The following is a 22,491-nucleotide window of genomic DNA, read 5'->3' on the forward strand; positions in this document are numbered from 1 at the left end:
GTTAAGAGATGAGTTATGACACACCGTATCCTCTTTGTCTGTCTGGGCAATATCTGCCGGTCCCCTGCGGCCGAGGGCGTGTTTCGCGCCCGTGCCCCTCAATACATGTCCGACAGTGCCGGAACCTCGGGCTGGCATATCGGCAGCCCGCCTTATGGCCCGATGCAAGAGACGGCCCGCGCGCGCAACATCGACCTGAGCGATCTGCGCGCGCGCCAGTTCGTGGCAGAGGATTTTGACCGGTTCGATCTGATCGTAGGGATGGACGCGAACAACATCGCCGATATCGAAGTCCTGCGTCCATTAGGCAATGAGACCCCTGTACGGCTGCTGACCGAATTCGCACCGCAGACAGGGGCGGATCACGTGCCTGACCCTTACTACACGCGGGATTTCGACGGGGCTTTGGATTTGATCGAGCTCGCGGTTGACGGCCTTGTGGACCATTTGGGCGATTAACCGTCCATAACCTTCAGCTGACCGCTCAACCACGGCAGTTTCGCCATGGCGGGATCGATGATCTGGCTTTGCATCAGACGCCGCATCATCCCGGCGACCTCTTGCGGAACCTGATCGGACCAATCTGTCCGCGTGAACAGCGAGATTGTTCGGGAAAACGCGCCAAACGGGCAGGGATGGGCCTGCAGATCATCATGGAACCGCGTTGCGCGCATATAGCCCAGCGGTGTCGTGATCGCCCAGCCCAACCCCCGCGCCACCATGGCCATCAGCGCCAGATGTGAGCCGATCTCGAACCGTTCCTCGAACTCCATCTGCTGTCGGGCCACATGGCTTTCGATCTGGCGGCTGATCAGTTGCTCGCGCGCATAGCGCAGGAATGGCAGCTCCTGCACAACGGCATCCGCTGAGCCTGCGCCGTTAGGGGCCACCAGAATGAACGGATCCTGAACCAGGGGGTATTCGACCACACCTTCCAGCACTTCGCCGCTATGGGCCGAGACCGCCAGATGCAGTCGCTGCGCGTCCAGCTCGGCAAACAGGTCCAGACTGGGCAGGGTGATCAGCTTGAATTTCGACCGGGTCAGGCTGTCGGCCAGCAAGGTGGCCAGCCGTGGTGTCAGGTCATTGTCGAAATCGTCGATCAACCCGATGGATAGCGTGGTCAGATGCCCCAAATCCATCACGGTCAGTTCGCTTTGCGCCATTTGCAGCTCGGCCAGAACCGCTTCGGCCCGCGACAGGAAGCTGCGCCCGGCCTGCGTCAAGCGCATGGGCCGCCGCCCGTGATCCACCAGATCGGTGCCCAGAGCCTTTTCCAGATTGCGCAACTGCTGGCTGACCGAAGGCTGGCTGAGCCCCGTGATCTCGGCCGCTTGCGCCACCGATCCCGTCCGCGCCAACGCCTCGAACACTTCGAGACCGCGCAGGGTCAACCCTTTCATTACCATGCAACGTCCTTTCGCTGCGCCTTTTCTGAGGGGCAGCGGGCGTCAGGTCAAGAAGGGGAAGCGCTTAGCTGCAGATTGCCTGCGCCATTTGGCCGAAGTTCTGATACCGATCCCACAACGCATCATCGCGCGCCGTGCGCGACATCTTCAATTCCTGCGCCTGATGGGGGTCTTCGAACCATTTCGAGACGGTTTTCTGATCGCTGCGCGTCAACGCCTGATCCGCCACGCGTTGAATGCAACTGCACCGATCCCGCGTCGCCGCCTGACGATCTGACGCCAGACATGCCCGTTTGATCTGCGATGCATCCACAGTCGGAGCAACCGCCGTCAGCGACGTCGCACAAAATGCGATTAAGAGGAACTGTTTCATACTCGAGCCTCGTTTTTTGCCTGCCCGGACGGGTCTTGTGCCCCTCTCGGTCTGCGGCGGAGTATGAATCAAAGTGGGGAGCGGATCAATTGGGTGGATCGAAAAAGTGATTGCACGAGCCGAAGACACCTCACCCCGTAGGCCGGGCTTCAGCCCGGCACCCGTTAGGATAGGAATGGTAGCCACCGTTCGATGGCTTCAATCAAGGCTTCGAGTTTCTCTGGATGTTTTGCAATGTAGGCATCCACAACGACCGTTGCGCCCTTGGTGGTTCCAACCACGATTGCGGTGCCAACAGCCAAATTGACCTTCCTCGCGCACCATTTGAGAAGACTAGTCAACCCGGATTTTAGTTTATCCAGAATGGCTTCGATCCACTCGCGAGCAGGATTTTCCTGCTCCAAAGCCTTCGAGAGTTTTTTCTCCGCATCCCAAATCAGTGTGACAGCACTAGACAAATGCTTGTCTTGAATGCTCTCAGGAGGGTTGTTCCCTCCTATGCCATGGCGTGCAGAGGTCTGAACTTTGAAGCTGCCCTTGAGACTTTCTAGTGCGCTCTCGACCCGGAGCTGAGCCTGAATGCGTTCGATTTCGTCTGCAACCGCTTTGGGCCCGTTTTCCAAATTGTATCGTGAATCTGAGCTATCCGGCGTTGGAGTGCCACATCAACTGGCGAGCCATCTACAAATCCTCGATACCAAGTTTGCCAAAAGGCCCATATTTTCTCATCGTAGCTCCAATAGCTTAGTAGCGGTGCGGTTTGAGGTTGGTTGGAGAGTATCCATTGATCTGGCTCTTCTGCTGTTGCGTCATCGTTGGCCCAGAGTGGAATCCTAAAATCGAGATCCGCTGGAGGCACAAACTGGATAAGTTCGTTGTTACTATAGCGAAGAGATTTCCAACCTATTGAGCCGGGTAACACCGACGAAATTCCGTCAGCGAGTGCGACGACCGAGTCATCTTGATCGGTATTGACGCTGAAGCCCGGCGCACAAAAGCCCAATAAAACTTCTTCAGCTACTGAGGCTATGGATTTCAGATCAACAATTGCCTCTTTATCTGGCGCACGCTTAGTAGCCTTTCTATGTCGTCTCATGTGATCCAGAGCGAAGAGCGCAGAATCTTCATCCCCCGCGACACAATTGATCAGCGAACGCAGTACAACGAGTAGCCAAGTATCGAGTTCGTTTTCACCAAAAGCATCCGAGCCGGTTGGTGCGCTGAACAGACCCAGCGCTCGCAAACTCTCTCTGCTCGCGACAGTCCTTGCTTGCTGAAAAACTAGGTCATCAAATGCAATCATTGGCCCCCCATTTTTCCGGATAGCTTGCTAGGTTTCGGCTAACATGACGCCTTGACCAACCCACGATTCCTCTACATATCCCCAACCCATGACAGACCTCGCTCATATCCGCAATTTCTCCATCGTCGCGCATATCGACCATGGCAAATCCACCCTTGCTGACCGGCTCATCCAAGAGACCGGGACGGTCAAGGATCGCGACATGAAGGAGCAGTTGCTCGACAGCATGGATATCGAGCGCGAGCGCGGCATCACCATCAAGGCCAACACGGTTCGCATCGACTATACCGCCGATAATGGCGAGGCATACGTGCTGAACCTGATCGACACCCCCGGCCACGTGGACTTTGCCTATGAGGTCAGCCGGTCCATGCGTGCGGTCGAGGGGTCGCTGCTGGTCGTGGACTCGACCCAAGGGGTCGAGGCGCAGACGCTGGCGAATGTGTATCAGGCCATCGACGCCGATCATGAGATCGTGCCGGTGCTGAACAAGATCGACCTGCCAGCCTCTGATTGTGACCGCGTGGCCGAACAGATCGAGGATGTGATTGGCATCGACGCCACTGACGCCATTCAGGTCAGCGCCAAGACGGGGCAGGGCATCCACGAGACGCTCGAGGCCATCGTCACCCAACTGCCCGCGCCGCAGGGCAATCTGGACGCGCCGCTCAAGGCGATGCTGGTGGATTCGTGGTACGACGCCTATCTGGGCGTGATCGTTCTGGTCCGCATCATGGACGGCACGCTGAAAAAGGGCATGCGGGTCAAGTTCATGTCGAACGGCACCCTGCATCACGTCGACCGCGTCGGCGTGTTCCGGCCCGAGATGGAGATGGTTGAGTCCTTAGGCCCCGGTGAGATCGGGTTTCTGACCGCATCCATCAAACAGGTCCGCGACACCCGCGTCGGCGACACCATCACCAATGATCGCAACGGCACCGAAGTAGCGCTGGACGGCTTCAAACCCGCGCAGCCGGTGGTGTTCTGCGGCCTCTTCCCCGTGGACAGCGCCGAATTCGAAGATCTGCGCGACGCGATTGAGAAACTGGCGCTGAACGACGCCTCGTTTTCGTACGAAATGGAAACCTCGGCCGCGCTGGGCTTTGGCTTCCGCTGCGGTTTCCTGGGCCTTCTGCACCTTGAGGTCATCCGCGACCGCATTGAGCGCGAATACAATATCGAACTCATCACAACGGCGCCGTCGGTGATCTATCACGTCTACATGAAAGACGGTGAGATGATCGAGCTGCACAACCCCGCCGACATGCCGGACCTGTCCAAGGTCGACCACCTTGAAGAACCGCGCATCAAGGCGACCATTCTTGTTCCGGACGAGTATCTGGGCGACGTGCTGAAACTGTGCCAGGACCGGCGCGGCATTCAGCTGGACCTGACCTATGCGGGCTCACGCGCGATGGTTGTCTACGACCTTCCCCTCAACGAAGTTGTGTTCGATTTCTATGATCGCCTGAAATCCGTAACAAAAGGTTACGCCAGTTTTGACTACCAGATGACCGGCTATACCGAGGATAATCTGGTCAAGATGTCGGTGCTGGTGAATGACGAGCCGGTCGACGCGCTGTCGACCATGGTTCACCGCGACCGGGCCGAGATGCGGGGCCGGGCGATGTGCGAAAAGCTGAAAGACCTGATCCCGCGCCACATGTTCAAAATCCCGATCCAGGCCGCCATCGGAGGCAAGGTCATCGCCCGCGAGACCCTCTCGGCGCTGCGCAAGGACGTGACCGCGAAGTGCTACGGAGGCGACGCCACCCGGAAACGCAAACTGCTGGACAAGCAGAAGGCGGGTAAGAAAAAGATGCGTCAGTTCGGGAAGGTCGATATCCCGCAGGAGGCGTTTATTTCTGCATTGAAGATGGACAGCTAAGGCTGCCTATCTTCATTTTGTTAGAAGCTGGAGAGGCGTTGCACCTAAGGATGCACAAGATTTAGTCGTCTTCCAACTGCATCTCAATTTGAGTCCCGGGCTTAGGGAACGCATCGTCGAAATTGCGTTTAAACCCATCCCATGTTCGAGAAACTTTCATGACCGCAATGACTTGCAGCAGATGGTCACGCAAGTCTGCTTGGCCGAAGTCTTCAGACAAAAACTGGTGATGCTTCCATTGTCTGCGTTTTGTATCTTCTTTTGTTGGGTTGCGCCTGCGCAATTCGTCTAGCACGCCCGGCGGCAATCGATCGTAGACGATGTCGTTGGTTATATGTCCCAAAATAGGGGGTTTGGCACGACCGGCAGGTGGCCATCGCCAATTCCGCAAACGATAAATTTGTCTATAGAATTCGTCAGGGAACCTCTTAGCCCATGCCAACCTTTCTTCTGCAAGATAGGCTTCCAGAATTCTGTGTAATTCCTCACGGTCGCGTTCAGCTTGGTAGCCTGTTGCTTCGTCGACCAAGGCGACGATGCCTAGTTTTGCAAAACTTCTAACAAGTGCTTCGCATTGTTGCGCAATATGAAGCTGTTGTTTTTGCAGTGCGCCCGCTTGGCGAGCGGACAAAACCACTTCGCAGATTTCGGGAAGTAATTCTGCATCATAGCCTGTAATCGAACCGCCACCATGCGGAGATCTGAAGCGAATAGGATTGGCAATCCTATTTTGAAGCTTTTCGCTCACGAATTGTGAAATCGTTTTTCCGTCAGTGAACCGAACCAAACGGTCACCTTCGCCGCCGCTGGAACTGCCGCCGGACATCCCGAGCGCAACAATCATGCCGCGCAACGACAGTACACGTCTGCCATCGTCGAGCACGTAACAGGGGATCTCAGCTTCGCTGATTCGCAGTGGTCGGTCAGCCGAACCGTGTGTCGCTTTGGGTAAGGATTTCTCCTTGGCCCATCTTTCTTGCGCCCCACGTCGAGCAATTTCGCTGCGCTCTTGCTTGGACAGCTTCTTGGCGCGCGCCTTGCCGCCATCGCTTTGTGGTGTGTTGGTCACTACTCTATCCTCTTTGAGGTGTATGCTTGCTGAGTGCTTAGATAGCATGCTTGCTGTTTGGTAGCAAGCATGTCTAAATTTGAACGCAGGAATGCTTGCTAATGTAAGGTGGCGTTGACGTAGCCCTGAGTTGTTAGAGCAACCCGCCCGGCGGAACCGCCGGGCCGCGTCATGCTGAAAGCATGCCTTCGGCATGATCCGCCCCCGTCAAACCAGAGGATTGCCTCCGGCTAAACGGGCGGCGCGTTTGTGCCTCGGGGGCTCCGCCCGTTCGGCCCTGAAACGGTCCCCCGGACCGTTCTCGAGACGGGCCTCACCCCCTCGGATCGGCGCTGCCCTCCGTTCTGTTGATCAACCATTGCGCCTCCGTAGGGCGGGCTTCAGCCCGCCATTCGAGTTCGGGACAAACAAACGCGTAATGTGTGGGGTGGCGGGCTGAAGCCCGCCCTACGGGTAGTTTGGTGGGTGTGAACACCTACCCTGCGTAGTATGGGTGTGAACACCCATCACCCCGGCCCAATGTGACCAACCTCACAGCCCCAAACGCGCCCTTCTGCTATGCTTGACCCTACGGAACTCTCGGCAGGAGGCGCAGATGTCCGCATCAATGATCCCTATCATCGCCCTCGGGTCGGCTGGCCTCTATTCCGTTGCCATGATCGCGATGAAGTTCTGGTGGAAAATCCCCGGTGTCGGCCTCGGCCTGTTGATCGTCGCCACGTTATTGGCGGGCGCGACGCTGGAACTCGCTGCGCTGCGCGAGGAGCGGTTGGGCATCATCTATACCGGCATTCTGGGGGCTGAGGTCATCCTGATCGCCATCGCCTCGTTCTTTCTGTTTGGCGAGAACTTCTCGTATCGCGAGGCGGCAGGTATCGGTCTGGTCATCCTCGGCACCGCGCTGGCCTGGGCCTGAGGACGCGCGTCATCTAACGCCAAGCTGAGCCTGCCGTTAAGTTTCCTTTAGGTAAGTTGTAACCGCCTCTCCCTGTCCCAATCTGTTCGACAAGGCCAGTGACGGCCACGATTTGACGGAGGAGAGACCATGACCAGATATATGACTGCCGGAGCGGCTGCTTTGGCCTCGACCCTTGCCCTTGGCAGCGCGGCTGCCGACACCACGCCCGATCTACGCGGCACCTGGACGGCCAGCCAGACGACCGTGTCGCCGTCGAACGCGGCCACAGGCGATGCGCCACGCTTCAACCAGTCGGAATGGGTGCTGGAGATCCAGACGCAGCAGGACAACGTGTTCTGGGGCCCCAGCATGTGGCGGCGCAATGCGATGGATGACTGGACGCTGTATGAGGCGACCGGTTCGATCAGTCAGGACGGCTCGGGCAAGATCGGGATCGTCGAAAGCTCGGCCGAGCCAGCCGTCGGTGTGAACGCGCTGATCGATGCGCGCTATGAGGATGGCAGGATCTATGCGGATTTCCGTAGCCTGCGGACCGGAACGACCTACAGCACCGTTCTGGAACGACAGGTGAACTGAAGCGTTTCCGGCCTGATCGCATGTAGGGGGTACCTGCCGTCCATTCCGGCGGCCTGTAATAGGTAGCTAAGGTCAGGTCGGAACGCTTCTCAGATCAACGGCCCCGAGTCGTTCGATTCGGGGCGGTTTTGGGGTGGATTCGGCTGCGTGACCGTCTGTTTTCAAGTTCGCACCTGCAGCATCGGGTGATTTTTGGGCCTGCGTCCGGTGTTTCGACTTTTCCGGCACCAAGCCTGCGCGGTTGCAAAACTTCTCGATTTATCCACATCGCCCTCCAGCCAGATATCAACAGGTTATCCCCGTCTAATTTCCATGCTGCAGTGCTATTTTCTTGCCGGAAACAGGGCGCAATGTAACAGTCTTATTACCGCAGCACTTCTTCGGATAGGGCGGCGGGGCGCAAGGGCCAAGGTGGCCGGAGCAAGTTGAGCAGATCTTAGGATTTTGTTTAGTTTGCAAAGGTTTGCCAGGCGGTGATCGGTCAGTGTTGGGTGTCCGCCCAGTGGTGAGAGATCAACGTCTTAAACGGTTCAGGCGCGCTGCGGAGGCCTTCGGGTTCAAAGCGGCAGCCGCAGTTTCGCAAGGGGCTGAGGTAACTGGATCGACGCACCCCTCGGGGCAAGTCGGACCGGTAAGGCGTCAGGAGTGTCCGAAAGGATGCATGCAAAGACCGCGTCTGCGCACCTGACGCCTTTTCCTATTCCAGATCAGGGTTCCATACAGGCTACCACTTACGACCCCGCAAATGGCAACGGGGTTCTTTCGCGCGAACGAAAGAACCCCGTCTTAACGTCAGAAATGCAATGCCGCGTCTATGCACCTATGCTTGTCAGCCTAGCGCCTTCGGATCAGGTTTTCAACAAGATGTTGATGCAATTCTACGCGATCCCGCAATATGCTGGGCGTGTCAGATGCTTTCCTGAACGTCGGTCGCGGCGTTCTGGATCGCGTCTCCGGCCTTTTCAATGTCTTTACCAGCGCCTTTGGCTGTTTCGCAGGCGGTCAGTGCAAACAGGCTCAGGCCAATCAGAATTGCGCGGATCATGCTTGTCTCCTTAGTGCTCGATCCTGTGTTCGGTAGCACCTTTTCCAACGACGGGCCAGCGTTAGGCAACGTCGTCCTGACAAAACAGTTCGTAGACGGTTTCCAGCATCTTACGGGGGCGATCATCCGCGAGCCGGTAGTAAATGGCTTTGCCCTCGCGTCGCGGCAAGACCAGACCTTCCAACCGCAGCCGGGACAATTGTTGCGACACGGCGGCCTGACGGGCGGACAGCAACTCTTCCAGTTCGGTTACAGATTTTTCGCCGGACACAAGATGACACAGGATCATCAACCGACCTTCGTGGCTGATCGCCTTCAGAAAGTTTGAGGCGCGGGTCGCATTGTCGACCATTCGGTCTAGATCATCTCGAGTCATGTCCGAAGATAGCTGGGGAAGGGCCATCACTTCTTTTCCTTGCAGGCCCGATGAGCGGGCGTTGTTTTCATTCCATAAGTGCTTTGCGTGCGAAACACTCTGTTACGTAGTTTGGACGTATTTTCCTATATGCATGAATCAAAATGTCGTGATGAATGTAAGGGGAATTTATCGTAACCCTTGTCCCTTATGATCCAGAGGCATTCGCGGAACAGGTCGGTTTCAGGCATGTCAGCCGTCGCAAACCACCAACAATTCCACAATCGGGGGCCGATGTTTGCAGCCCCCCTTGCAGCCCCCCAGTGGCGACACTAAGACTCGGGTAATACTTGTTGGGATAGTCTCCCGAACCATAGCAAATCAGGCAGGTTACGAATGTTCGATCCAGTAGACACCTACATGAATACGCTTGTCCCCATGGTGGTCGAACAGACCAGCCGGGGCGAGCGCGCATATGACATCTTCTCGCGTCTGCTGAAAGAGCGGATCATCTTTATCAACGGTCCGATCCATGACGGGATGAGCCATCTGGTCGTGGCCCAGCTGCTGCATCTTGAGGCGGAAAACCCCAACAAGGAAATCTCGATCTACATCAACTCGCCGGGTGGTGTGGTGACCAGCGGTTTGTCGATCTACGACACAATGCAGTACATCAAGCCGAAATGTTCGACGCTGGTGATCGGTCAGGCGGCCTCGATGGGGTCGGTTCTGCTGGCCGGTGGTGAAAAGGGGATGCGGTTCTCGCTGCCCAACAGCCGGATCATGGTGCACCAGCCCAGTGGTGGTTATCAGGGCCAGGCCAGCGATATCATGATCCACGCGGCCGAGACGCAAAAGCTGAAGGATCGTCTGTATGACATTTACGTGCGTCATACCGGCCAAACCAAAAAGGCGGTTGAAAAGGCGCTGGATCGTGACAATTTCATGAGCCCGGAAGAGGCGAAAGAATGGGGCCACATCGACGAGATCGTTGAAAACCGTGCCAAGATGGACACGGAAGAGGCCTAAGAGACGGACCCCGCGCCCATCGCGCGGGGGTCATTTTGAGATTGTAGCCGCCACAGTGCTGGCCTAAGCTGCACGAACATGCGCAAGGGCGCCCCGGCAGACAGGGGCGCAGGGACGAAGCCCGAAAGGTAGATCATGTCGACGAATTCAGGCGGTGACGGCAAAAACACGCTCTACTGTAGCTTTTGTGGAAAAAGCCAGCATGAGGTGCGCAAGCTGATCGCAGGACCGACCGTTTTCATCTGTGATGAATGTGTCGAGCTGTGCATGGATATCATCCGCGAAGAGACCAAAGCCAGCGGGCTGAAGTCATCCGATGGTGTGCCGACGCCCAAGGATATCTGCGAGGTTTTGGACGATTACGTGATCGGTCAGGCCACCGCCAAGCGCGTGCTGTCCGTGGCGGTGCACAACCACTACAAACGTCTGAACCACGCCCAGAAAGCGGGCAGCGATATTGAACTCGCCAAGTCCAATATCCTGCTGATCGGCCCGACGGGCTGCGGTAAGACGCTTTTGGCACAGACTCTGGCGCGTATTCTGGATGTACCGTTTACCATGGCGGACGCAACCACGCTGACCGAAGCCGGTTACGTGGGTGAAGATGTCGAGAACATCATCCTGAAACTGCTCCAGGCCAGCGAATACAATGTCGAGCGCGCGCAGCGCGGTATCGTCTATATCGACGAGGTCGACAAGATTACCCGAAAGTCCGAGAACCCCTCGATCACGCGCGACGTCTCCGGCGAAGGTGTTCAACAGGCGCTGTTGAAGCTGATGGAAGGCACCGTGGCCAGCGTTCCGCCGCAAGGGGGGCGCAAGCACCCGCAGCAGGAGTTCCTGCAGGTGGACACCACGAACATCCTGTTCATCTGTGGCGGGGCCTTTGCGGGGCTCGACAAGATCATTGCGCAACGTGGCAAGGGTTCGGCCATGGGCTTTGGCGCCGATGTGCGTGACAATGATGACCGCGGCGTGGGTGAGATTTTCAAGGATCTCGAGCCTGAAGATCTGCTGAAATTTGGCCTGATCCCGGAATTTGTCGGCCGTCTGCCGGTATTGGCGACGCTGGAAGATCTGGACGAAGATGCTCTGGTCACCATCCTGACCAAGCCCAAGAACGCTCTGGTCAAGCAGTACCAGCGCCTGTTCGAACTGGAAGATGCCGAGCTTGGCTTTACGGACGATGCGCTGAAGGCGATTGCCAAGAAAGCGATCGAACGCAAAACGGGCGCGCGGGGACTGCGGTCGATCCTTGAGGATATTCTTCTGGATACGATGTTCGAGCTGCCGGGCATGAAGAACGTGACCGAAGTTGTCGTCAATGAAGAGGCGGTCAGTTCGGACGCGCAGCCCCTGATCATTTACGCAGATGCAGCACCGGAATCTGCATCCGCAGGTTAACCCAAGCGACGGTTCAGGGGGGCTCTGCCCCCATCGTGGCAAGCCACGATTCCCCCGAGGTATTTTGAAACAGAAGAAGTGCGGATCCTTTCTTCATCTGGCTAAAAATATCTCGGAGCGCGAGGCAGAGCCTCGCAATGAATCCGGTTTGCGTGGTGGAGTCCTTTTAAGTTCTCGGTACGGTGGATCGCAGTGAAACGTATTTCTTCAGGTGGCGAATTCGAAGCCAAGGCCGGGTATTGCCGCGCCGTGGTTGCAGGTGGTTGGGTACATGTTGCCGGGACCGTCGGGCAGGGAGATGACGTTGTCTCACAATGCCGGTCTGCGTTGTCCATCATAGAAAAAGCACTGGCAGAGGCCGGAGCGGAATTCTCAGACGTTGTTCGCGTCACCTACATGTTGCCGGATCGTCATGAATTTGAACCTTGCTGGCCCATTCTGGCCGAAACCTTTGGCGCAAACCCTCCGGCGGCGACGATGATCGAGTGTGGTCTGATCGATCCGAAATACCGTATTGAAATCGAAGTGACGGCATTCTTGCCCGAGTGACGCAGTCACGCGGGTGGTACTGGACCTTTGCCCGCCTTTCGGTCATATCTTGCCTGACGAACACGCCGGAGATCACCTATGGGACTTCTGAACACTCTTTTGCAGGCTGTGACTTGGTGGAACGGGGCGACCCTGAACACGAAACTTTATACAGCGCGCAAAGGTGTCAAAGTTGGTGAAGACAATGAAGGCAACGTGTTTTACCGCAATGCGGATGACAGCAAACGCTGGGTGATTTTCAACGGTGAGGCAGAGGCGAGCCGCGTTGATCCGGACTGGCACGGTTGGTTGCACCGGACTTGGGATGAGCCGCCGACCGACAAGCCGCTGCCCCACAAATCCTGGGAAAAGCCGCATCAGGAAAACCTGACGGGCACTGCATTGGCATACACTCCGGCAGGATCGTTGCGCAGGCCTGATCCGGTCGAGCGCAAAGATTACGAGGCCTGGAGCCCCGAATAGCAGAGGCGAGCAATGTCGACCCATAATTGGACCGAAGTTTTCGTCGGTGGCGCCGTATTGGCCGTTGCCGTTGCATTTGGCGTTTATGCCAGCCAATCGACCGGCCTGTCCCAGGGCGGCACTGGTTACGAGTTGGGCGCGTCCTTCCGCTCGCTCGAAGGGGTTGGTGTTGGCACCGATGTCCGTCTGGCTGGCGTCAAGATCGGCACCGTAACCGGTGTTGAACTAAACGCGGACACGTACCGTGCGGATACGACCTTCACGATTTCTGACGGGATTCTGGTGCCCGATGACAGCGCCATTGTGATTTCGTCCGAGGGGTTGCTGGGTGGCAACTTTGTCGAGGTGATGCCCGGCGGCTCTCCGTTCTTTTTTGAGCCAGGGGACGAGATTGAGGACACACAGGGCGCGGTTAGCCTGATCTCATTGCTGGTCAAATTCGTTGCCGGAGACGGCGGCGAATGAGGGGGCTGGCGCTGACCGCTCTGCTGCTCTGCGCGACGGGCGCGGCGGCACAGCAGAAGGTTGAATCCGGGCCCGGGGCGATGCTGCGTGGCCTGGACAAGGTCAGCGGTCAGACGGTCGATGTCGAAATGCAAAGCGGCGAGACTCAGCCGGTGTTTGGTCTGGACGTCGCACTAGGGGATTGCCGCTATCCGGCGGACAACCCGACGGGCGATGCCTTTGCCTATCTGACGATCTGGGAAACGGGCAAAGCCGATCAGCTGTTTGATGGTTGGATGATCGCCACGTCGCCCGCGCTGAACGCTTTGGATCACGCGCGTTACGATGTCTGGGTGATCCGCTGTATCACACCCCCAGCCGACTGAGTTATCGGGGCCGTAAAATCGGCGCTGGCGCTGATCGCATCTTCCAATGCTTTCCTGTAGCGGCTGCGCGGTATTTCGATGGCCCCGAGTGAGGCAAGGTGGGCCGTCAGAAACTGGGTATCGAACAGTTGAAACCCGGTTTGGCGAAGCCGATCGACCAGATAGGCCAGGGCGATTTTTGAGGCATCGGTGCGGCGCGAAAACATGCTTTCCCCAAAGAAAGCTGTGCCCAGAACAACCCCGTAAACGCCGCCGACCAATTGGTCATGGTCCCAGATTTCAAGCGAATGCGCGTGGCCGGCCTGATGCAATTGGCTATAGAGATCTCGCAGTTCGGCGTTGATCCAGGTGTCGGCCCTGTCGGCGCAGCCGTCGACGACTGCGGCAAAATCCCGGTTGATAGTGACGTCGAAACCGCAATTACGGATACGCCGGGCCAGACTTCGTGAGATGTGAAATCCGTCCAGCGGGAACACGCCCCGCAGTTTCGGGTCGACCCAGAACAGGTCCGGGTCATCCCGATGTTCGGCCATCGGAAAAATGCCGATGGAATATCCATGCAGCAGAAGTTCAGGGGTCAGGCTCATCGGATATGCCCGGAGCCCGGACGGGTGGACCCGTCCGGCCTTGCGACTTTATTCGCCCATATTCTCCGCAAGCCAGTGCTCCAGCCAGTGGATGTTATAGTCGCCGCTATGCAGGTCGGGTTCCTGCAACAGCGCGTGAAACAGGGGCACGGTTGTGTCGATGCCGTCCACGATCAACTCTCCCAAAGCGCGATCCAGACGGGCCAGAGCCTCGGCCCGGTCGCGGCCTTGAACGATCAGCTTGGCGATCAGCGAGTCGTAATAGGGTGGGATCGAATAGCCGTCATACAGCGCCGAATCCATCCGTACGCCCAGACCACCCGGCGCGTGATACGCGGTGATCTTGCCGGGGCAGGGAGAGAAGTTTGGCAGCTTTTCGGCGTTGATCCGAACCTCGATGGCGTGGCCGTTGATTTCCAGATCGTCCTGACCGAAGGACATCGGCTCACCAGCTGCAACGCGGATTTGTTCGCGCACCAGATCGACGCCAAAGATGCCTTCGGTGACAGGGTGTTCCACCTGCAGGCGGGTGTTCATCTCGATGAAATAGAACTCGCCATTTTCGTACAGGAACTCGATGGTGCCCGCGCCGATATAGTTGATCTTGGCCACCGCATCGGCGCAGATCTTGCCGATTCTGGCACGTTCTTCGGGGGTGATGCAGGGGCCGGGGGCCTCTTCAAACACCTTCTGGTGGCGGCGTTGCAGGGAACAGTCACGCTCGCCCAGATGGACGGCGTTGCCTTTGCCGTCGCCGAAGACCTGAATCTCGATATGGCGCGGCGTGGTCAGGTATTTCTCGATATATACCTCGTCATTGCCAAAGGCGGCTTTGCCTTCGGCCCGGGCGGTCATGAAGGCGCTTTCCATCTCGGCGGCGTTCATCGCGACTTTCATGCCGCGGCCGCCGCCACCTGCGGTGGCCTTGATGATGACGGGATAGCCGAATTCCTCACCGATGCGTTTGGCGTCTTCCAGCGTGGGAACGCCACCGTCCGAGCCGGGAACACAAGGCACACCCAGTTCCTTCATCGTGTCCTTGGCGGTGATCTTGTCGCCCATGACGCGGATATGTTCAGCGGTGGGGCCGATGAAGGTGATGCCGTGGTCTTCGACGATCTGCACGAACTCGGCATTTTCGGACAGGAAGCCATAGCCGGGATGGATCGCCTGCGCGCCGGTAATCTCACAGGCCGAGATGATTGCAGGCACCGACAGATAGCTTTGCGGGCTGGGCGGAGGGCCGATGCACACCGATTCGTCTGCCATGCGCACATGCATCGCGTCGCTGTCGGCGGTGGAGTGCACGGCGACCGTCTTAATCCCCATCTCGCGCGCGGCGCGGATGACGCGCAGGGCGATCTCGCCTCGGTTGGCAATCAGGATCTTGTCGAACATGGGCCCGCCTTACTCGATGATGACCAGAGGGGTGCCGAATTCCACAGCATCGCCATCGCCGACCAGAACACGCTTGATGGTGCCCGATTTGGGCGCGTGGATGTGGTTCATGGTTTTCATCGCTTCGACAATCAGCAGCGTATCGCCTTCGGACACGGACGCACCGACCGAGATAAAGGCAGGCGCACCAGGTTCGGGCTGCATGTAGACCGTGCCGACCATGGGTGACGTCACAGCGCCGGGGTGGCTGGCCGGATCTTCCTGTGCGGCGGGGGCTTCCGCGGCGGCCGGGGCTGCTGCGGCAACGGGTGCGACGGGTGCAGCCGCAGGAACGGCAACCTGCACCGGGGCGGCAACCGCCTGAGCCGCACGGCTGACGCGGACATTCAGGCTGTCGTCGTCGCCATATTCGCGCATGACTTCCAGTTCGGTCAGGTCGTTTTCGCGCAGCAATTCGGCCAGTGCCTTGATGAACGCCACATCCGCTTCGTGTTTGGTATCTGTCATGAGTGTCCTCGACGGTTCCCCTTTGGCCCGTCTGTTCGCGCGGGCTTTGGTATGATTACGCAGCGTTATAAGCCAAGCGACCGGTCATGAAAAGCGCAGTCTGACAGGAGAAAACGAACCTTTTGCCCCTGCTGCACAGGCAGTTTCGCGTCACAGGGGCATGCCTGACAGTTTCGCCACCAGTTCCGGCAGTTTACGCGCCCCGAATTTTTCAAGCAGGCGGGCGCGATAGGCCTCGATCGTGCGGTAGCTCAGCCCCAGTTCCATGCCGATTTCTTTTGCCGAAAGACCCCGGCAGGACAGGATTGCGACCTCGCGTTCGCGCACGGTCAACTCGACGAGGGGGCGCTCTTCAGAGATATCGGAGAAGCTCCAGATTCCATGGCGAAACGGGTCGTCGGGTGTCAGCGACCGTCCTCGCGCCCGGCACCAGAACAGATCGCCATCGCGCCGACGCATCACCCGTTCGTCGGTATAATAGCCGGTGCTGCGCATCACCTGCAGGCTGCGTTCCCCGATCCGTTCCCAATCAGCGACCGAAGGGTACAGATGCAAAAGCGGCATGTTGCGATAATCGACTTCCTCGCCCCCGAAGGTGCGTGCGAATTGCAGATTGCACCGCCGGATGATCCGGTTTTCCAGTTCAACCAGACCAATGGGGGCGTATTCGAATGCGGGGTCGCTCATGGTCTTATGGTGCCGGGAATTGAGGTGGATTAGAAGGGGCCTTGCGCAGTCGCCGGATATTCTGCGCCATCGTGCTTTTTGCCGTCGGTGTCAAAGCTGTAAATCCATAGTGAAAAGTACGACTTAACTGAATGCAAAAAATAGAATAATCTGAAAACAACTGGATCATTCGCAGCGCTCAGGAGGTGGAGCTATGCGCGACACTCTTACCGGAAGCCGCATACGTGAACGGCGCCAGATTGCCGGGCTGCGGCAGGCTGAACTGGCGCGTCGTGTCGGAATTTCTGCGTCCTACCTGAACCTGATCGAGCACAATCGCCGCCGGATCGGGGGCAAATTGTTGGTCGATATTGCCGGGGCACTGGCGGTTGAGCCATCGCTGCTGACGCAGGGGATCGAGGCCACGCTGATCTCGGCCTTAAGAGAGGCGGCGGTTGATGCGGTCGGGCAAGAGGCTGAGGTTGACGGGCTAGAGGAATTCGCCGGGCGCTTTCCGGGCTGGGCGGGTGTTTTGGCGCAAATGCATCAGCGGGTGATCTCGTTAGAGCGGACGGTAGAAACCCTGTCAGACCGTTTGACCCACGACCCGCATCTGGCGGCCGCGATGCACGAGGTTCTGTCGACGGCAGCCGCGATTCGCTCGACGGCGGGCATTCTGGCTGACACGCAGGACATTGATGCCGAGTGGCAGGAGCGGTTTCACAAGAACCTTCATCAGGATGCCGAGCGGCTGGCCGACAGCTCCAAGGCGCTGGTGACCTATCTGGACGAAAGCGACTCGGCCACCGACCCGCGGGGCGTACCCCTGGAAGAGGTCGAAAGCTATTTTGCTGCACGCGGTTACAGTTTCCCCGAACTCGAGGAGGGCGGGTCCGCCGATGTCAATCTGGACGGGCTAAACACAGCCGCCGCGCGCACCGTGGCGCGCGAGGTTCTGGACCTGTGCGCACAGGACGCAAGGGCGATGCCGCTTGCCCAGCTTAAAAAGCTGATGGAGGAGAAAGAGCCCGACCCAATCGAACTGGCCCGCCTGTTCTCGGTCGATGTTGCAACGGTTCTGCGGCGGTTGGCCTTTCTGCCGGAAAGTGTACTGCACCGCCCGGCCGGGTTGGTTCTGTGCGACGCATCCGGCAGCATCCTGTTCTTCAAGCCGCTTCCCGGTTTTGTTCTGTCGCGACATGGCGAGGCCTGCCCTTTATGGCCGCTGTTCACCGCGTTAAGCCGTCCCTTGGTACCGGTTCGAAAGCAGATCGCGCAGCTTGGGCGCAGTTCGGCTGAATTTGAATGCCACGCCTATGCCTGGCTTCATTCAACGCCCGGATACGATCAGGACCCTGCTTATCGCTCGGCGATGTTGGTGCGCCCGGTCGGGGATGGGGTACAGGGTGTCGCCTCGACCCGGGTTGGGGCAAACTGCCGGGTGTGCCCCAGCAAAGACTGTGCATCCCGGCGCGAGCCTTCGATTCTAAACGAAGGCTTTTGACAGTATCCTGACTGAACGCTTAATCTGGCGGTGGCAGCGGGCTTTGTGCGCCAGTTGCCATGGGGAGGAACTGCAAATATGAGCCGCAAGGTTCTGTTGATCGAGGATGAGCCGAACATAGCTGAGGCAATCCGATTTCTGCTGACCCGCGAAGGGTGGCAGGTTGAAACACATGCCGATGGGGCAGACGCCGTTCAGGTGATCCGGGCAGCGAACCCGGACCTTGTGATTCTGGACGTCATGCTGCCCGGGAAAAGTGGCATGGATATTCTGCGCGACTTGCGAGACCTGGACGACATGCAAAGCCTGCCGATCCTGATGCTGACCGCGCGCGGACAATCCAGGGATCGGGAAATGGCCGAGAATGCGGGTGTCAGCCGCTTCATGACCAAGCCCTTTTCCAATGCAGAGGTGCTGACTGCGGTGCGGGATCTGCACGCGCAGGCATCCCGATTATGAGCCCCCCGGAAGAGACCGACCCCAAGCCAAAAGGCACACGCCCCTCGCTGTTTCTGGGACGCCAAAGCTATCGCCGCCGCAGGCTGACCGACGCGGCGCGGCTGTTGCCTTTCATGGGGGCCGCGTTGCTGGCGATCCCGTTGCTGTGGCCTGACCGGGCGTCTGGGGATCAGGCGGTGCCGTTGTCCTCGGCGATGTTCTACATCTTCATCTGCTGGGGGTTTCTGATCGCCGTTGGCCTGATCTTTGGCCTGACCGCCCGTCGTTTGGGCATGCGCGGCGACTTTGACGCGGACGCCGAGTGATGGCCACGCTCAACATCCTGATTCTGGTCAGTTTGGGCTATGTGGTGCTGTTGTTCGGCGTTGCCTTTGCCGCCGACAGAATGGCTGCGGCAGGGAAGGGGAAGTGGCTACGCTCACCTCTGATCTACACGCTGTCCCTGTCGATCTACTGCACCGCCTGGACGTTTTACGGCGCGGTCGGTAACGCGGCCCGATCCGGGTTGGAATATGTGACGATCTATCTGGGCCCGACGCTGGTGATGGTCAGCTGGTGGTGGGGATTGCGTAAACTGGTCCGCGTCGGGCGCAGCCAGCGGGTGACATCCATCGCGGACCTTTTGTCGTCGCGCTATGGCAAATCCAATACGCTGGCGGTCTGCGTCACCATTCTGGCCGTTCTGGGCGGCACACCCTATATCGCCCTTCAACTTCAGTCGATCACGCTGTCCTTCTCGATCTTTGTCGAGGCTGATCCCTCGGGCCTCTATCGTGGCGGGTCGAACGTGTTCTGGGTTGCCGCCGGGCTGGCCGTCTTTGCCATTCTGTTTGGCACCCGAAATCTAGATGCGAATGAGCGCCACCATGGCGTGGTCATGGCGATTGCGGTTGAATCCGTGGTCAAGCTGTTTGCCCTGATTGCGGTTGGCGTCTTCGTTGTCTGGGGCATTGCTGGCGGCATCGGTCCGATGATGGACAAGATTGATGCGTCCGAGATTGGCCAGTGGCATGTGGATGCCGGGCGCTGGACCACCTTCATCTTTCTGTCTGCCGCCGCCTTCGTCTGCCTGCCACGGATGTTTCAGGTCATGGTCGTGGAAAACGACGACGAAGGCCACCTGAGAACCGCCGCCTGGGCCTTTCCGCTGTATCTGCTGTTGATGAGCTTGTTTGTCGTCCCCATCGCTGTCGTCGGGCTGGACCTGTTGCCGCCCGGATCAAACCCGGATTTGTTTGTTCTGACGGTGCCGCTGTCTCAGGGCAATGACTGGCTGGCCATGTTGTCCTTTATCGGCGGGTTTTCCTCGGCCACATCGATGGTGATCGTGACGGCCATGGCCTTGTCGACGATGGTATCGAACCATGTGGTCATGCCGATCTGGCTGAATACCCATGAAAGCGCGGGCTCGGTTTCAGGCGATGTGCGCAACATCGTTTTGATGGCGCGGCGCGTATCCATCGCGGTTATCATGGCGCTGGGGTATTTCTACTACAGCCTGTCCGGGGGTGGCGCGGCGCTGGCCTCGATCGGGTTGATCGCCTTCGCCGGTATCTCACAAATTCTGCCCGCTCTGGTCGGTGGCCTGTTCTGGCGAGGGGCGACGCGGACGGGCGCTTTGGTTGGGCTGTCGGTCGGGTTTGTTCTGTGGATTTACACGCTGCTTCTACCCGGGATGGGCGGGGCTTGGATGCCGCAGTCGGTGTTGGACTACGGGCCGTTCGGGATCAGCTGGCTGCGCCCGCAGGCGATGTTCGGCATCGAAGGAATGGACCCGATGGTCCACACCGTGATGTGGTCGATGTCCCTGAACACAATCGCATTCTGCGTTGCCTCGCTGCTCAGCTTTCCCAGCCCGCTGGAACGCCTGCAAGGCGCGCAGTTCGTCAACGTCTTTGATCATTCCGTCGCCCCGCGCGGGTGGACCGGATCGGTGGCGCAAAGCGAAGACCTGATGATCATGACCCAGCGGATTCTGGGCACAGGTCCCGCGCAGGAGTTCTTTCTGGCCGAAGCGGAACAACAAGGGGCCCGTTCGCACATGCCCGAACCGACGCCGGGCTTCCTGAACCGGCTGGAGCGGGAACTCAGCGGTTCCGTCGGGGCGGCGACGGCCCATGCGATGATTGGCCAGATCGTCGGTGGCGCGTCGGTGTCGGTCGAGGATCTGCTGGCTGTGGCCGACGAATCCGCTCAGTTGCTTGAATATTCCAGCCAGTTGGAAATGAAATCGGCCGAGCTGAGCCGTACCGCCCGTCAACTGCGTGAAGCGAACACAAAGCTGACGCTGGTGTCTGAACAAAAAGACAGCTTCCTTAGCCAGGTCAGCCATGAATTGCGTACGCCGATGACGTCGATCCGAGCGTTTTCCGAGATCATGCGCGACACCGAGGGGCTGAGCGCCGAAGAGCAAACGCGCTATGCGGCGATCATTCATGACGAGGCGCTGCGACTGACCCGATTGCTGGACGACCTGCTGGACCTGAGCGTTCTGGAAAACGGGCAGGTCAATCTGAACATGGGTGAAGGCACTTTGCGTTCAATTCTGGATCGCGCGGTGTCCAGTGCCCTGGCCGGGTCGGACAGGGGCCTGACCGTGCGTCGCAGCCGGACGTCCGAACGCTTTGCTCTGCATACCGATCTGGATCGGTTGGGGCAGGTGTTTATCAACCTGATCTCGAATGCGCAAAAATACTGCGATGCGGACGAGCCTGTTCTGACTATCTCGGCCCATGATGTCGGCGGGCGCTTGGTGATCGATTTCATCGACAACGGCGGCGGCATCCCCGCCGAGGCGCAATCGCTGGTTTTCGAGAAATTCGCCCGTGTCGGCGCCGACAAGGCCGGGGGCGCAGGGCTGGGTCTGGCGATCTGCCGCGAGATCATGCAGCGACTGGGGGGCGAGATCACCTATCTGCCGGGGCAGGGCGGGGCCGCATTTCGTGTCAGCCTGCCGCTGGCCTATCAGCAGGCGGCGCAGTAGGGGTCGTCTAAAGAACTTCGTAACACTCGCCGGGTTACACCAGTGGTCAGGGACACGACAAATTGGTGAACTTTGGGCATGGCACAGACTGTGAATGCGGCTTTGGCGCGCAAGCTTTCAGCGGGGCGGGAGGATTTGAAGAACCGGCCCCGCTCGATTCTGCGGGCCTTGCGTCTGGGTTTTGCGCGGGCCGCAGCGGATCGGCTGAACCTGCCCTTGGCGGTTATCGGGGCCAAACAGTCCAACCAGCCCGCTGCCGATCTGGTTGCGGATGTGGGCGACGATTGGTTGCTGTTGTTCTTCCGGGGTCCTGACGGGGTTGCCGCAGCTTGTCTGGACCCGAACACTGTGTCGGCAATTGTGCAGACCCAGACGATTGGACAGCTCTCCGCCACACCGCCCGAGGCGCGCGCCTTCACCAACACCGATGCGGCAATGGTTGCACCTTTGGTGGAAGAAGCGTTGGTCAAGGCTGCGGAACTGGCCGAGATGGTAGAGGAAGAGGTCGACCTGACCGGTTACGAGTATATGGCCCGCGCCGGGGATTTGCGGTCGCTTTGCCTGACACTGGTGGAAGAGGTCTATTGCGGTTTCGAACTGACAATCGATCTGGCCGGAGGGGTCCGGCAGGGCCATATCGCAATCCTGTTGCCTCAACGCCCCTGCGACGTCGAAGAGGATGCCGGGGCGCAACCGGATGCGGGGGCACGCCTTGAGCAATCCTCGGGCGTTGTGCGGGCCGAGTTGAACGCCGTGCTGTGCCGTATGAATGTGCCGCTGTCCGATTTGTCAGGGCTGGGGATTGGTGACGTTTTGCCCTTGGAACGGGCCCGTCTTGATCGCACCGAGGTTCTGGCGATCGATCGCACGCGGGCTGCAGTGGGGCGACTTGGGCAAAGTGGCGGTCTGCGGGCCGTCCGCATCAATGAACACGCAGCTTTGCCCGCCCTGTCCGATATTGAAGCACAAGATTTCATCGCAAGCCGCGCCGGGACGCCGAACCGGGGCGCTGACGCAGTGGATGTCACCCCATATCCCAATGTCACCGAAATTCCCGATCCGCTGGACACCGATCTTTCATTTGCGGATTCGGATCAGATGGTCGCGGAAATCTCGCAACTGGCGGGCCTGACCGGCCCGGATGATGGCGCAGATCCGATGTGACCGAAGGGCCGC

General features: G+C 58.7%; 26 protein-coding genes. 15 read left to right on the forward strand and 11 right to left on the reverse strand.

Features of this window, described 5'->3' with window-relative positions:
• The first annotated feature begins 15 nt into the window (after positions 1–15).
• Positions 16–459 (forward strand): low molecular weight protein-tyrosine-phosphatase, encoded by a 444-nt coding sequence (locus ACR0MO_RS13765; RefSeq protein WP_170632995.1) that lies wholly within the window; start codon positions 16–18, stop codon positions 457–459.
• Here ACR0MO_RS13765 and ACR0MO_RS13770 read toward each other — a convergent pair.
• From ACR0MO_RS13770 to ACR0MO_RS13785, 4 genes are all read right to left on the reverse strand, one after another.
• Positions 456–1,409: a LysR family transcriptional regulator gene (locus ACR0MO_RS13770; protein WP_170454121.1), complete on the reverse strand. Its 954-nt coding sequence runs from the start codon at positions 1,407–1,409 to the stop codon at positions 456–458. The two genes, ACR0MO_RS13765 and ACR0MO_RS13770, sit on opposite strands and share 4 nt — an antisense overlap.
• A gap of 64 nt (positions 1,410–1,473) precedes the next feature.
• Entirely contained in the window at positions 1,474–1,782 is a 309-nt protein-coding gene (locus ACR0MO_RS13775; RefSeq protein WP_170454119.1) for a hypothetical protein, read from the reverse strand.
• Between the two features lie 164 nt (positions 1,783–1,946).
• On the reverse strand, positions 1,947–2,240 hold the full coding sequence (locus tag ACR0MO_RS13780; RefSeq protein ID WP_170454117.1) for a hypothetical protein: 294 nt from the start codon (positions 2,238–2,240) through the stop codon (positions 1,947–1,949).
• 89 nt (positions 2,241–2,329) lie between these two features.
• Positions 2,330–3,085, reverse strand: coding sequence for a hypothetical protein (locus ACR0MO_RS13785; RefSeq protein WP_480891777.1), 756 nt, complete (start codon positions 3,083–3,085; stop codon positions 2,330–2,332).
• An 88-nt stretch (positions 3,086–3,173) separates the two neighbouring features.
• On the opposite strand from ACR0MO_RS13785, the gene lepA reads away from it, so the two are divergent.
• Positions 3,174–4,973 carry a translation elongation factor 4 gene (lepA, locus tag ACR0MO_RS13790; RefSeq protein WP_170454113.1) on the forward strand — a complete coding sequence of 600 codons (1,800 nt, stop codon included), beginning with the start codon at positions 3,174–3,176 and terminating at the stop codon, positions 4,971–4,973.
• A 61-nt stretch (positions 4,974–5,034) separates the two neighbouring features.
• Here the strand turns inward: lepA and ACR0MO_RS13795 are convergent, their stop codons facing one another.
• A complete protein-coding gene (locus tag ACR0MO_RS13795; protein ID WP_480891780.1) occupies positions 5,035–6,042 on the reverse strand; it encodes a P63C domain-containing protein in 1,008 nt (335 codons plus the stop codon).
• Positions 6,043–6,637: 595 nt separating this feature from the next.
• Between ACR0MO_RS13795 and ACR0MO_RS13800 the strand changes: the two genes are divergently transcribed.
• Together ACR0MO_RS13800 and ACR0MO_RS13805 are read left to right on the forward strand one after the other, a co-directional pair.
• The gene (locus tag ACR0MO_RS13800; protein WP_480891783.1) at positions 6,638–6,958 is read left to right on the forward strand and encodes a hypothetical protein; all 321 of its coding nucleotides are present in this window, start codon (positions 6,638–6,640) and stop codon (positions 6,956–6,958) included.
• Between the two features lie 129 nt (positions 6,959–7,087).
• Positions 7,088–7,537 carry a hypothetical protein gene (locus tag ACR0MO_RS13805; protein ID WP_170454107.1) on the forward strand — a complete coding sequence of 150 codons (450 nt, stop codon included), beginning with the start codon at positions 7,088–7,090 and terminating at the stop codon, positions 7,535–7,537.
• 907 nt (positions 7,538–8,444) lie between these two features.
• On the opposite strand, the gene ACR0MO_RS13810 is transcribed toward ACR0MO_RS13805, so the two are convergent.
• Together ACR0MO_RS13810 and ACR0MO_RS13815 are read right to left on the reverse strand one after the other, a co-directional pair.
• Positions 8,445–8,582, reverse strand: coding sequence for an entericidin A/B family lipoprotein (locus ACR0MO_RS13810; RefSeq protein ID WP_170454105.1), 138 nt, complete (start codon positions 8,580–8,582; stop codon positions 8,445–8,447).
• A gap of 61 nt (positions 8,583–8,643) precedes the next feature.
• Positions 8,644–8,985, reverse strand: coding sequence for a metalloregulator ArsR/SmtB family transcription factor (locus tag ACR0MO_RS13815; RefSeq protein ID WP_170454103.1), 342 nt, complete (start codon positions 8,983–8,985; stop codon positions 8,644–8,646).
• 348 nt (positions 8,986–9,333) lie between these two features.
• On the opposite strand from ACR0MO_RS13815, the gene ACR0MO_RS13820 reads away from it, so the two are divergent.
• The 6 genes from ACR0MO_RS13820 (at position 9,334) to ACR0MO_RS13845 (ending at position 13,211) form a co-directional block, all read left to right on the forward strand.
• On the forward strand, positions 9,334–9,966 hold the full coding sequence (locus tag ACR0MO_RS13820; protein WP_170454101.1) for an ATP-dependent Clp protease proteolytic subunit: 633 nt from the start codon (positions 9,334–9,336) through the stop codon (positions 9,964–9,966).
• 135 nt (positions 9,967–10,101) lie between these two features.
• Positions 10,102–11,370: an ATP-dependent Clp protease ATP-binding subunit ClpX gene (clpX, locus tag ACR0MO_RS13825; protein WP_480891785.1), complete on the forward strand. Its 1,269-nt coding sequence runs from the start codon at positions 10,102–10,104 to the stop codon at positions 11,368–11,370.
• 186 nt (positions 11,371–11,556) lie between these two features.
• Positions 11,557–11,919 (forward strand): RidA family protein, encoded by a 363-nt coding sequence (locus ACR0MO_RS13830; RefSeq protein ID WP_170454567.1) that lies wholly within the window; start codon positions 11,557–11,559, stop codon positions 11,917–11,919.
• Positions 11,920–11,997: 78 nt separating this feature from the next.
• Positions 11,998–12,381, forward strand: coding sequence for an NADH:ubiquinone oxidoreductase subunit NDUFA12 (locus ACR0MO_RS13835; RefSeq protein WP_170454097.1), 384 nt, complete (start codon positions 11,998–12,000; stop codon positions 12,379–12,381).
• Between the two features lie 12 nt (positions 12,382–12,393).
• Positions 12,394–12,846: an outer membrane lipid asymmetry maintenance protein MlaD gene (gene mlaD, locus ACR0MO_RS13840; RefSeq protein ID WP_170454095.1), complete on the forward strand. Its 453-nt coding sequence runs from the start codon at positions 12,394–12,396 to the stop codon at positions 12,844–12,846.
• Positions 12,843–13,211 carry a DUF2155 domain-containing protein gene (locus tag ACR0MO_RS13845; protein WP_170520694.1) on the forward strand — a complete coding sequence of 123 codons (369 nt, stop codon included), beginning with the start codon at positions 12,843–12,845 and terminating at the stop codon, positions 13,209–13,211. The genes mlaD and ACR0MO_RS13845 overlap by 4 nt, the downstream gene beginning before the upstream one ends.
• Here the strand turns inward: ACR0MO_RS13845 and aat are convergent.
• The 4 genes from aat to ACR0MO_RS13865 all read right to left on the reverse strand — a co-directional run bounded on the left by aat (position 13,166) and on the right by ACR0MO_RS13865 (position 16,390).
• Positions 13,166–13,798, reverse strand: a complete 633-nt coding sequence (aat, locus tag ACR0MO_RS13850; protein WP_170454091.1) for a leucyl/phenylalanyl-tRNA--protein transferase — start codon at positions 13,796–13,798, stop codon at positions 13,166–13,168. The two genes, ACR0MO_RS13845 and aat, sit on opposite strands and share 46 nt — an antisense overlap.
• A 48-nt stretch (positions 13,799–13,846) precedes the next feature.
• Positions 13,847–15,196, reverse strand: coding sequence for an acetyl-CoA carboxylase biotin carboxylase subunit (gene accC, locus ACR0MO_RS13855; protein ID WP_170520698.1), 1,350 nt, complete (start codon positions 15,194–15,196; stop codon positions 13,847–13,849).
• A gap of 9 nt (positions 15,197–15,205) precedes the next feature.
• On the reverse strand, positions 15,206–15,703 hold the full coding sequence (accB, locus tag ACR0MO_RS13860) for an acetyl-CoA carboxylase biotin carboxyl carrier protein (RefSeq protein WP_170520700.1): 498 nt from the start codon (positions 15,701–15,703) through the stop codon (positions 15,206–15,208).
• Positions 15,704–15,853: 150 nt separating this feature from the next.
• Positions 15,854–16,390, reverse strand: coding sequence for a LuxR C-terminal-related transcriptional regulator (locus ACR0MO_RS13865; protein ID WP_170454086.1), 537 nt, complete (start codon positions 16,388–16,390; stop codon positions 15,854–15,856).
• A gap of 193 nt (positions 16,391–16,583) precedes the next feature.
• Here ACR0MO_RS13865 and ACR0MO_RS13870 point away from each other — a divergent pair, with 193 nt between their 5' ends.
• The 5 genes from ACR0MO_RS13870 (at position 16,584) to ACR0MO_RS13890 (ending at position 22,479) form a co-directional block, all read left to right on the forward strand.
• Complete coding sequence (locus ACR0MO_RS13870; protein ID WP_170520702.1) at positions 16,584–17,873, forward strand: XRE family transcriptional regulator; 1,290 nt, start codon at positions 16,584–16,586, stop codon at positions 17,871–17,873.
• 78 nt (positions 17,874–17,951) lie between these two features.
• Entirely contained in the window at positions 17,952–18,332 is a 381-nt protein-coding gene (locus tag ACR0MO_RS13875; RefSeq protein ID WP_170454082.1) for a response regulator, read from the forward strand.
• Positions 18,329–18,637 carry a hypothetical protein gene (locus ACR0MO_RS13880; RefSeq protein ID WP_170454080.1) on the forward strand — a complete coding sequence of 103 codons (309 nt, stop codon included), beginning with the start codon at positions 18,329–18,331 and terminating at the stop codon, positions 18,635–18,637. Before ACR0MO_RS13875 ends, ACR0MO_RS13880 begins: the two co-directional genes overlap by 4 nt.
• Entirely contained in the window at positions 18,637–21,315 is a 2,679-nt protein-coding gene (locus ACR0MO_RS13885) for a sensor histidine kinase (RefSeq protein ID WP_170454078.1), read from the forward strand. The genes ACR0MO_RS13880 and ACR0MO_RS13885 overlap by 1 nt, the downstream gene beginning before the upstream one ends.
• 78 nt (positions 21,316–21,393) lie before the next feature.
• Positions 21,394–22,479 (forward strand): FliM/FliN family flagellar motor C-terminal domain-containing protein, encoded by a 1,086-nt coding sequence (locus ACR0MO_RS13890; protein ID WP_480626775.1) that lies wholly within the window; start codon positions 21,394–21,396, stop codon positions 22,477–22,479.
• The last annotated feature ends 12 nt before the right edge of the window (positions 22,480–22,491 follow it).

It is taken from the genome of Ruegeria sp. K5, from assembly GCF_056531805.1.

Excerpts from the sequence above, each read along its gene's own strand:
- ACR0MO_RS13765 (WP_170632995.1), top strand. The coding sequence starts at position 16 with ATGACACACCGTATCCTCTTTGTCTGTCTGGGCAATATCTGCCGGTCC.
- ACR0MO_RS13770 (WP_170454121.1), bottom strand. The coding sequence starts at position 1,409 with ATGGTAATGAAAGGGTTGACCCTGCGCGGTCTCGAAGTGTTCGAGGCG.
- ACR0MO_RS13775 (WP_170454119.1), bottom strand. The coding sequence starts at position 1,782 with ATGAAACAGTTCCTCTTAATCGCATTTTGTGCGACGTCGCTGACGGCG.
- ACR0MO_RS13785 (WP_480891777.1), bottom strand. The coding sequence starts at position 3,085 with ATGATTGCATTTGATGACCTAGTTTTTCAGCAAGCAAGGACTGTCGCG.
- lepA (WP_170454113.1), top strand. The coding sequence starts at position 3,174 with ATGACAGACCTCGCTCATATCCGCAATTTCTCCATCGTCGCGCATATC.
- ACR0MO_RS13800 (WP_480891783.1), top strand. The coding sequence starts at position 6,638 with ATGTCCGCATCAATGATCCCTATCATCGCCCTCGGGTCGGCTGGCCTC.
- ACR0MO_RS13805 (WP_170454107.1), top strand. The coding sequence starts at position 7,088 with ATGACCAGATATATGACTGCCGGAGCGGCTGCTTTGGCCTCGACCCTT.
- ACR0MO_RS13810 (WP_170454105.1), bottom strand. The coding sequence starts at position 8,582 with ATGATCCGCGCAATTCTGATTGGCCTGAGCCTGTTTGCACTGACCGCC.
- ACR0MO_RS13815 (WP_170454103.1), bottom strand. The coding sequence starts at position 8,985 with ATGGCCCTTCCCCAGCTATCTTCGGACATGACTCGAGATGATCTAGAC.
- ACR0MO_RS13820 (WP_170454101.1), top strand. The coding sequence starts at position 9,334 with ATGTTCGATCCAGTAGACACCTACATGAATACGCTTGTCCCCATGGTG.
- clpX (WP_480891785.1), top strand. The coding sequence starts at position 10,102 with ATGTCGACGAATTCAGGCGGTGACGGCAAAAACACGCTCTACTGTAGC.
- ACR0MO_RS13835 (WP_170454097.1), top strand. The coding sequence starts at position 11,998 with ATGGGACTTCTGAACACTCTTTTGCAGGCTGTGACTTGGTGGAACGGG.
- mlaD (WP_170454095.1), top strand. The coding sequence starts at position 12,394 with ATGTCGACCCATAATTGGACCGAAGTTTTCGTCGGTGGCGCCGTATTG.
- ACR0MO_RS13845 (WP_170520694.1), top strand. The coding sequence starts at position 12,843 with ATGAGGGGGCTGGCGCTGACCGCTCTGCTGCTCTGCGCGACGGGCGCG.
- aat (WP_170454091.1), bottom strand. The coding sequence starts at position 13,798 with ATGAGCCTGACCCCTGAACTTCTGCTGCATGGATATTCCATCGGCATT.
- accC (WP_170520698.1), bottom strand. The coding sequence starts at position 15,196 with ATGTTCGACAAGATCCTGATTGCCAACCGAGGCGAGATCGCCCTGCGC.
- accB (WP_170520700.1), bottom strand. The coding sequence starts at position 15,703 with ATGACAGATACCAAACACGAAGCGGATGTGGCGTTCATCAAGGCACTG.
- ACR0MO_RS13865 (WP_170454086.1), bottom strand. The coding sequence starts at position 16,390 with ATGAGCGACCCCGCATTCGAATACGCCCCCATTGGTCTGGTTGAACTG.
- ACR0MO_RS13870 (WP_170520702.1), top strand. The coding sequence starts at position 16,584 with ATGCGCGACACTCTTACCGGAAGCCGCATACGTGAACGGCGCCAGATT.
- ACR0MO_RS13875 (WP_170454082.1), top strand. The coding sequence starts at position 17,952 with ATGAGCCGCAAGGTTCTGTTGATCGAGGATGAGCCGAACATAGCTGAG.
- ACR0MO_RS13880 (WP_170454080.1), top strand. The coding sequence starts at position 18,329 with ATGAGCCCCCCGGAAGAGACCGACCCCAAGCCAAAAGGCACACGCCCC.
- ACR0MO_RS13885 (WP_170454078.1), top strand. The coding sequence starts at position 18,637 with ATGGCCACGCTCAACATCCTGATTCTGGTCAGTTTGGGCTATGTGGTG.
- ACR0MO_RS13890 (WP_480626775.1), top strand. The coding sequence starts at position 21,394 with ATGGCACAGACTGTGAATGCGGCTTTGGCGCGCAAGCTTTCAGCGGGG.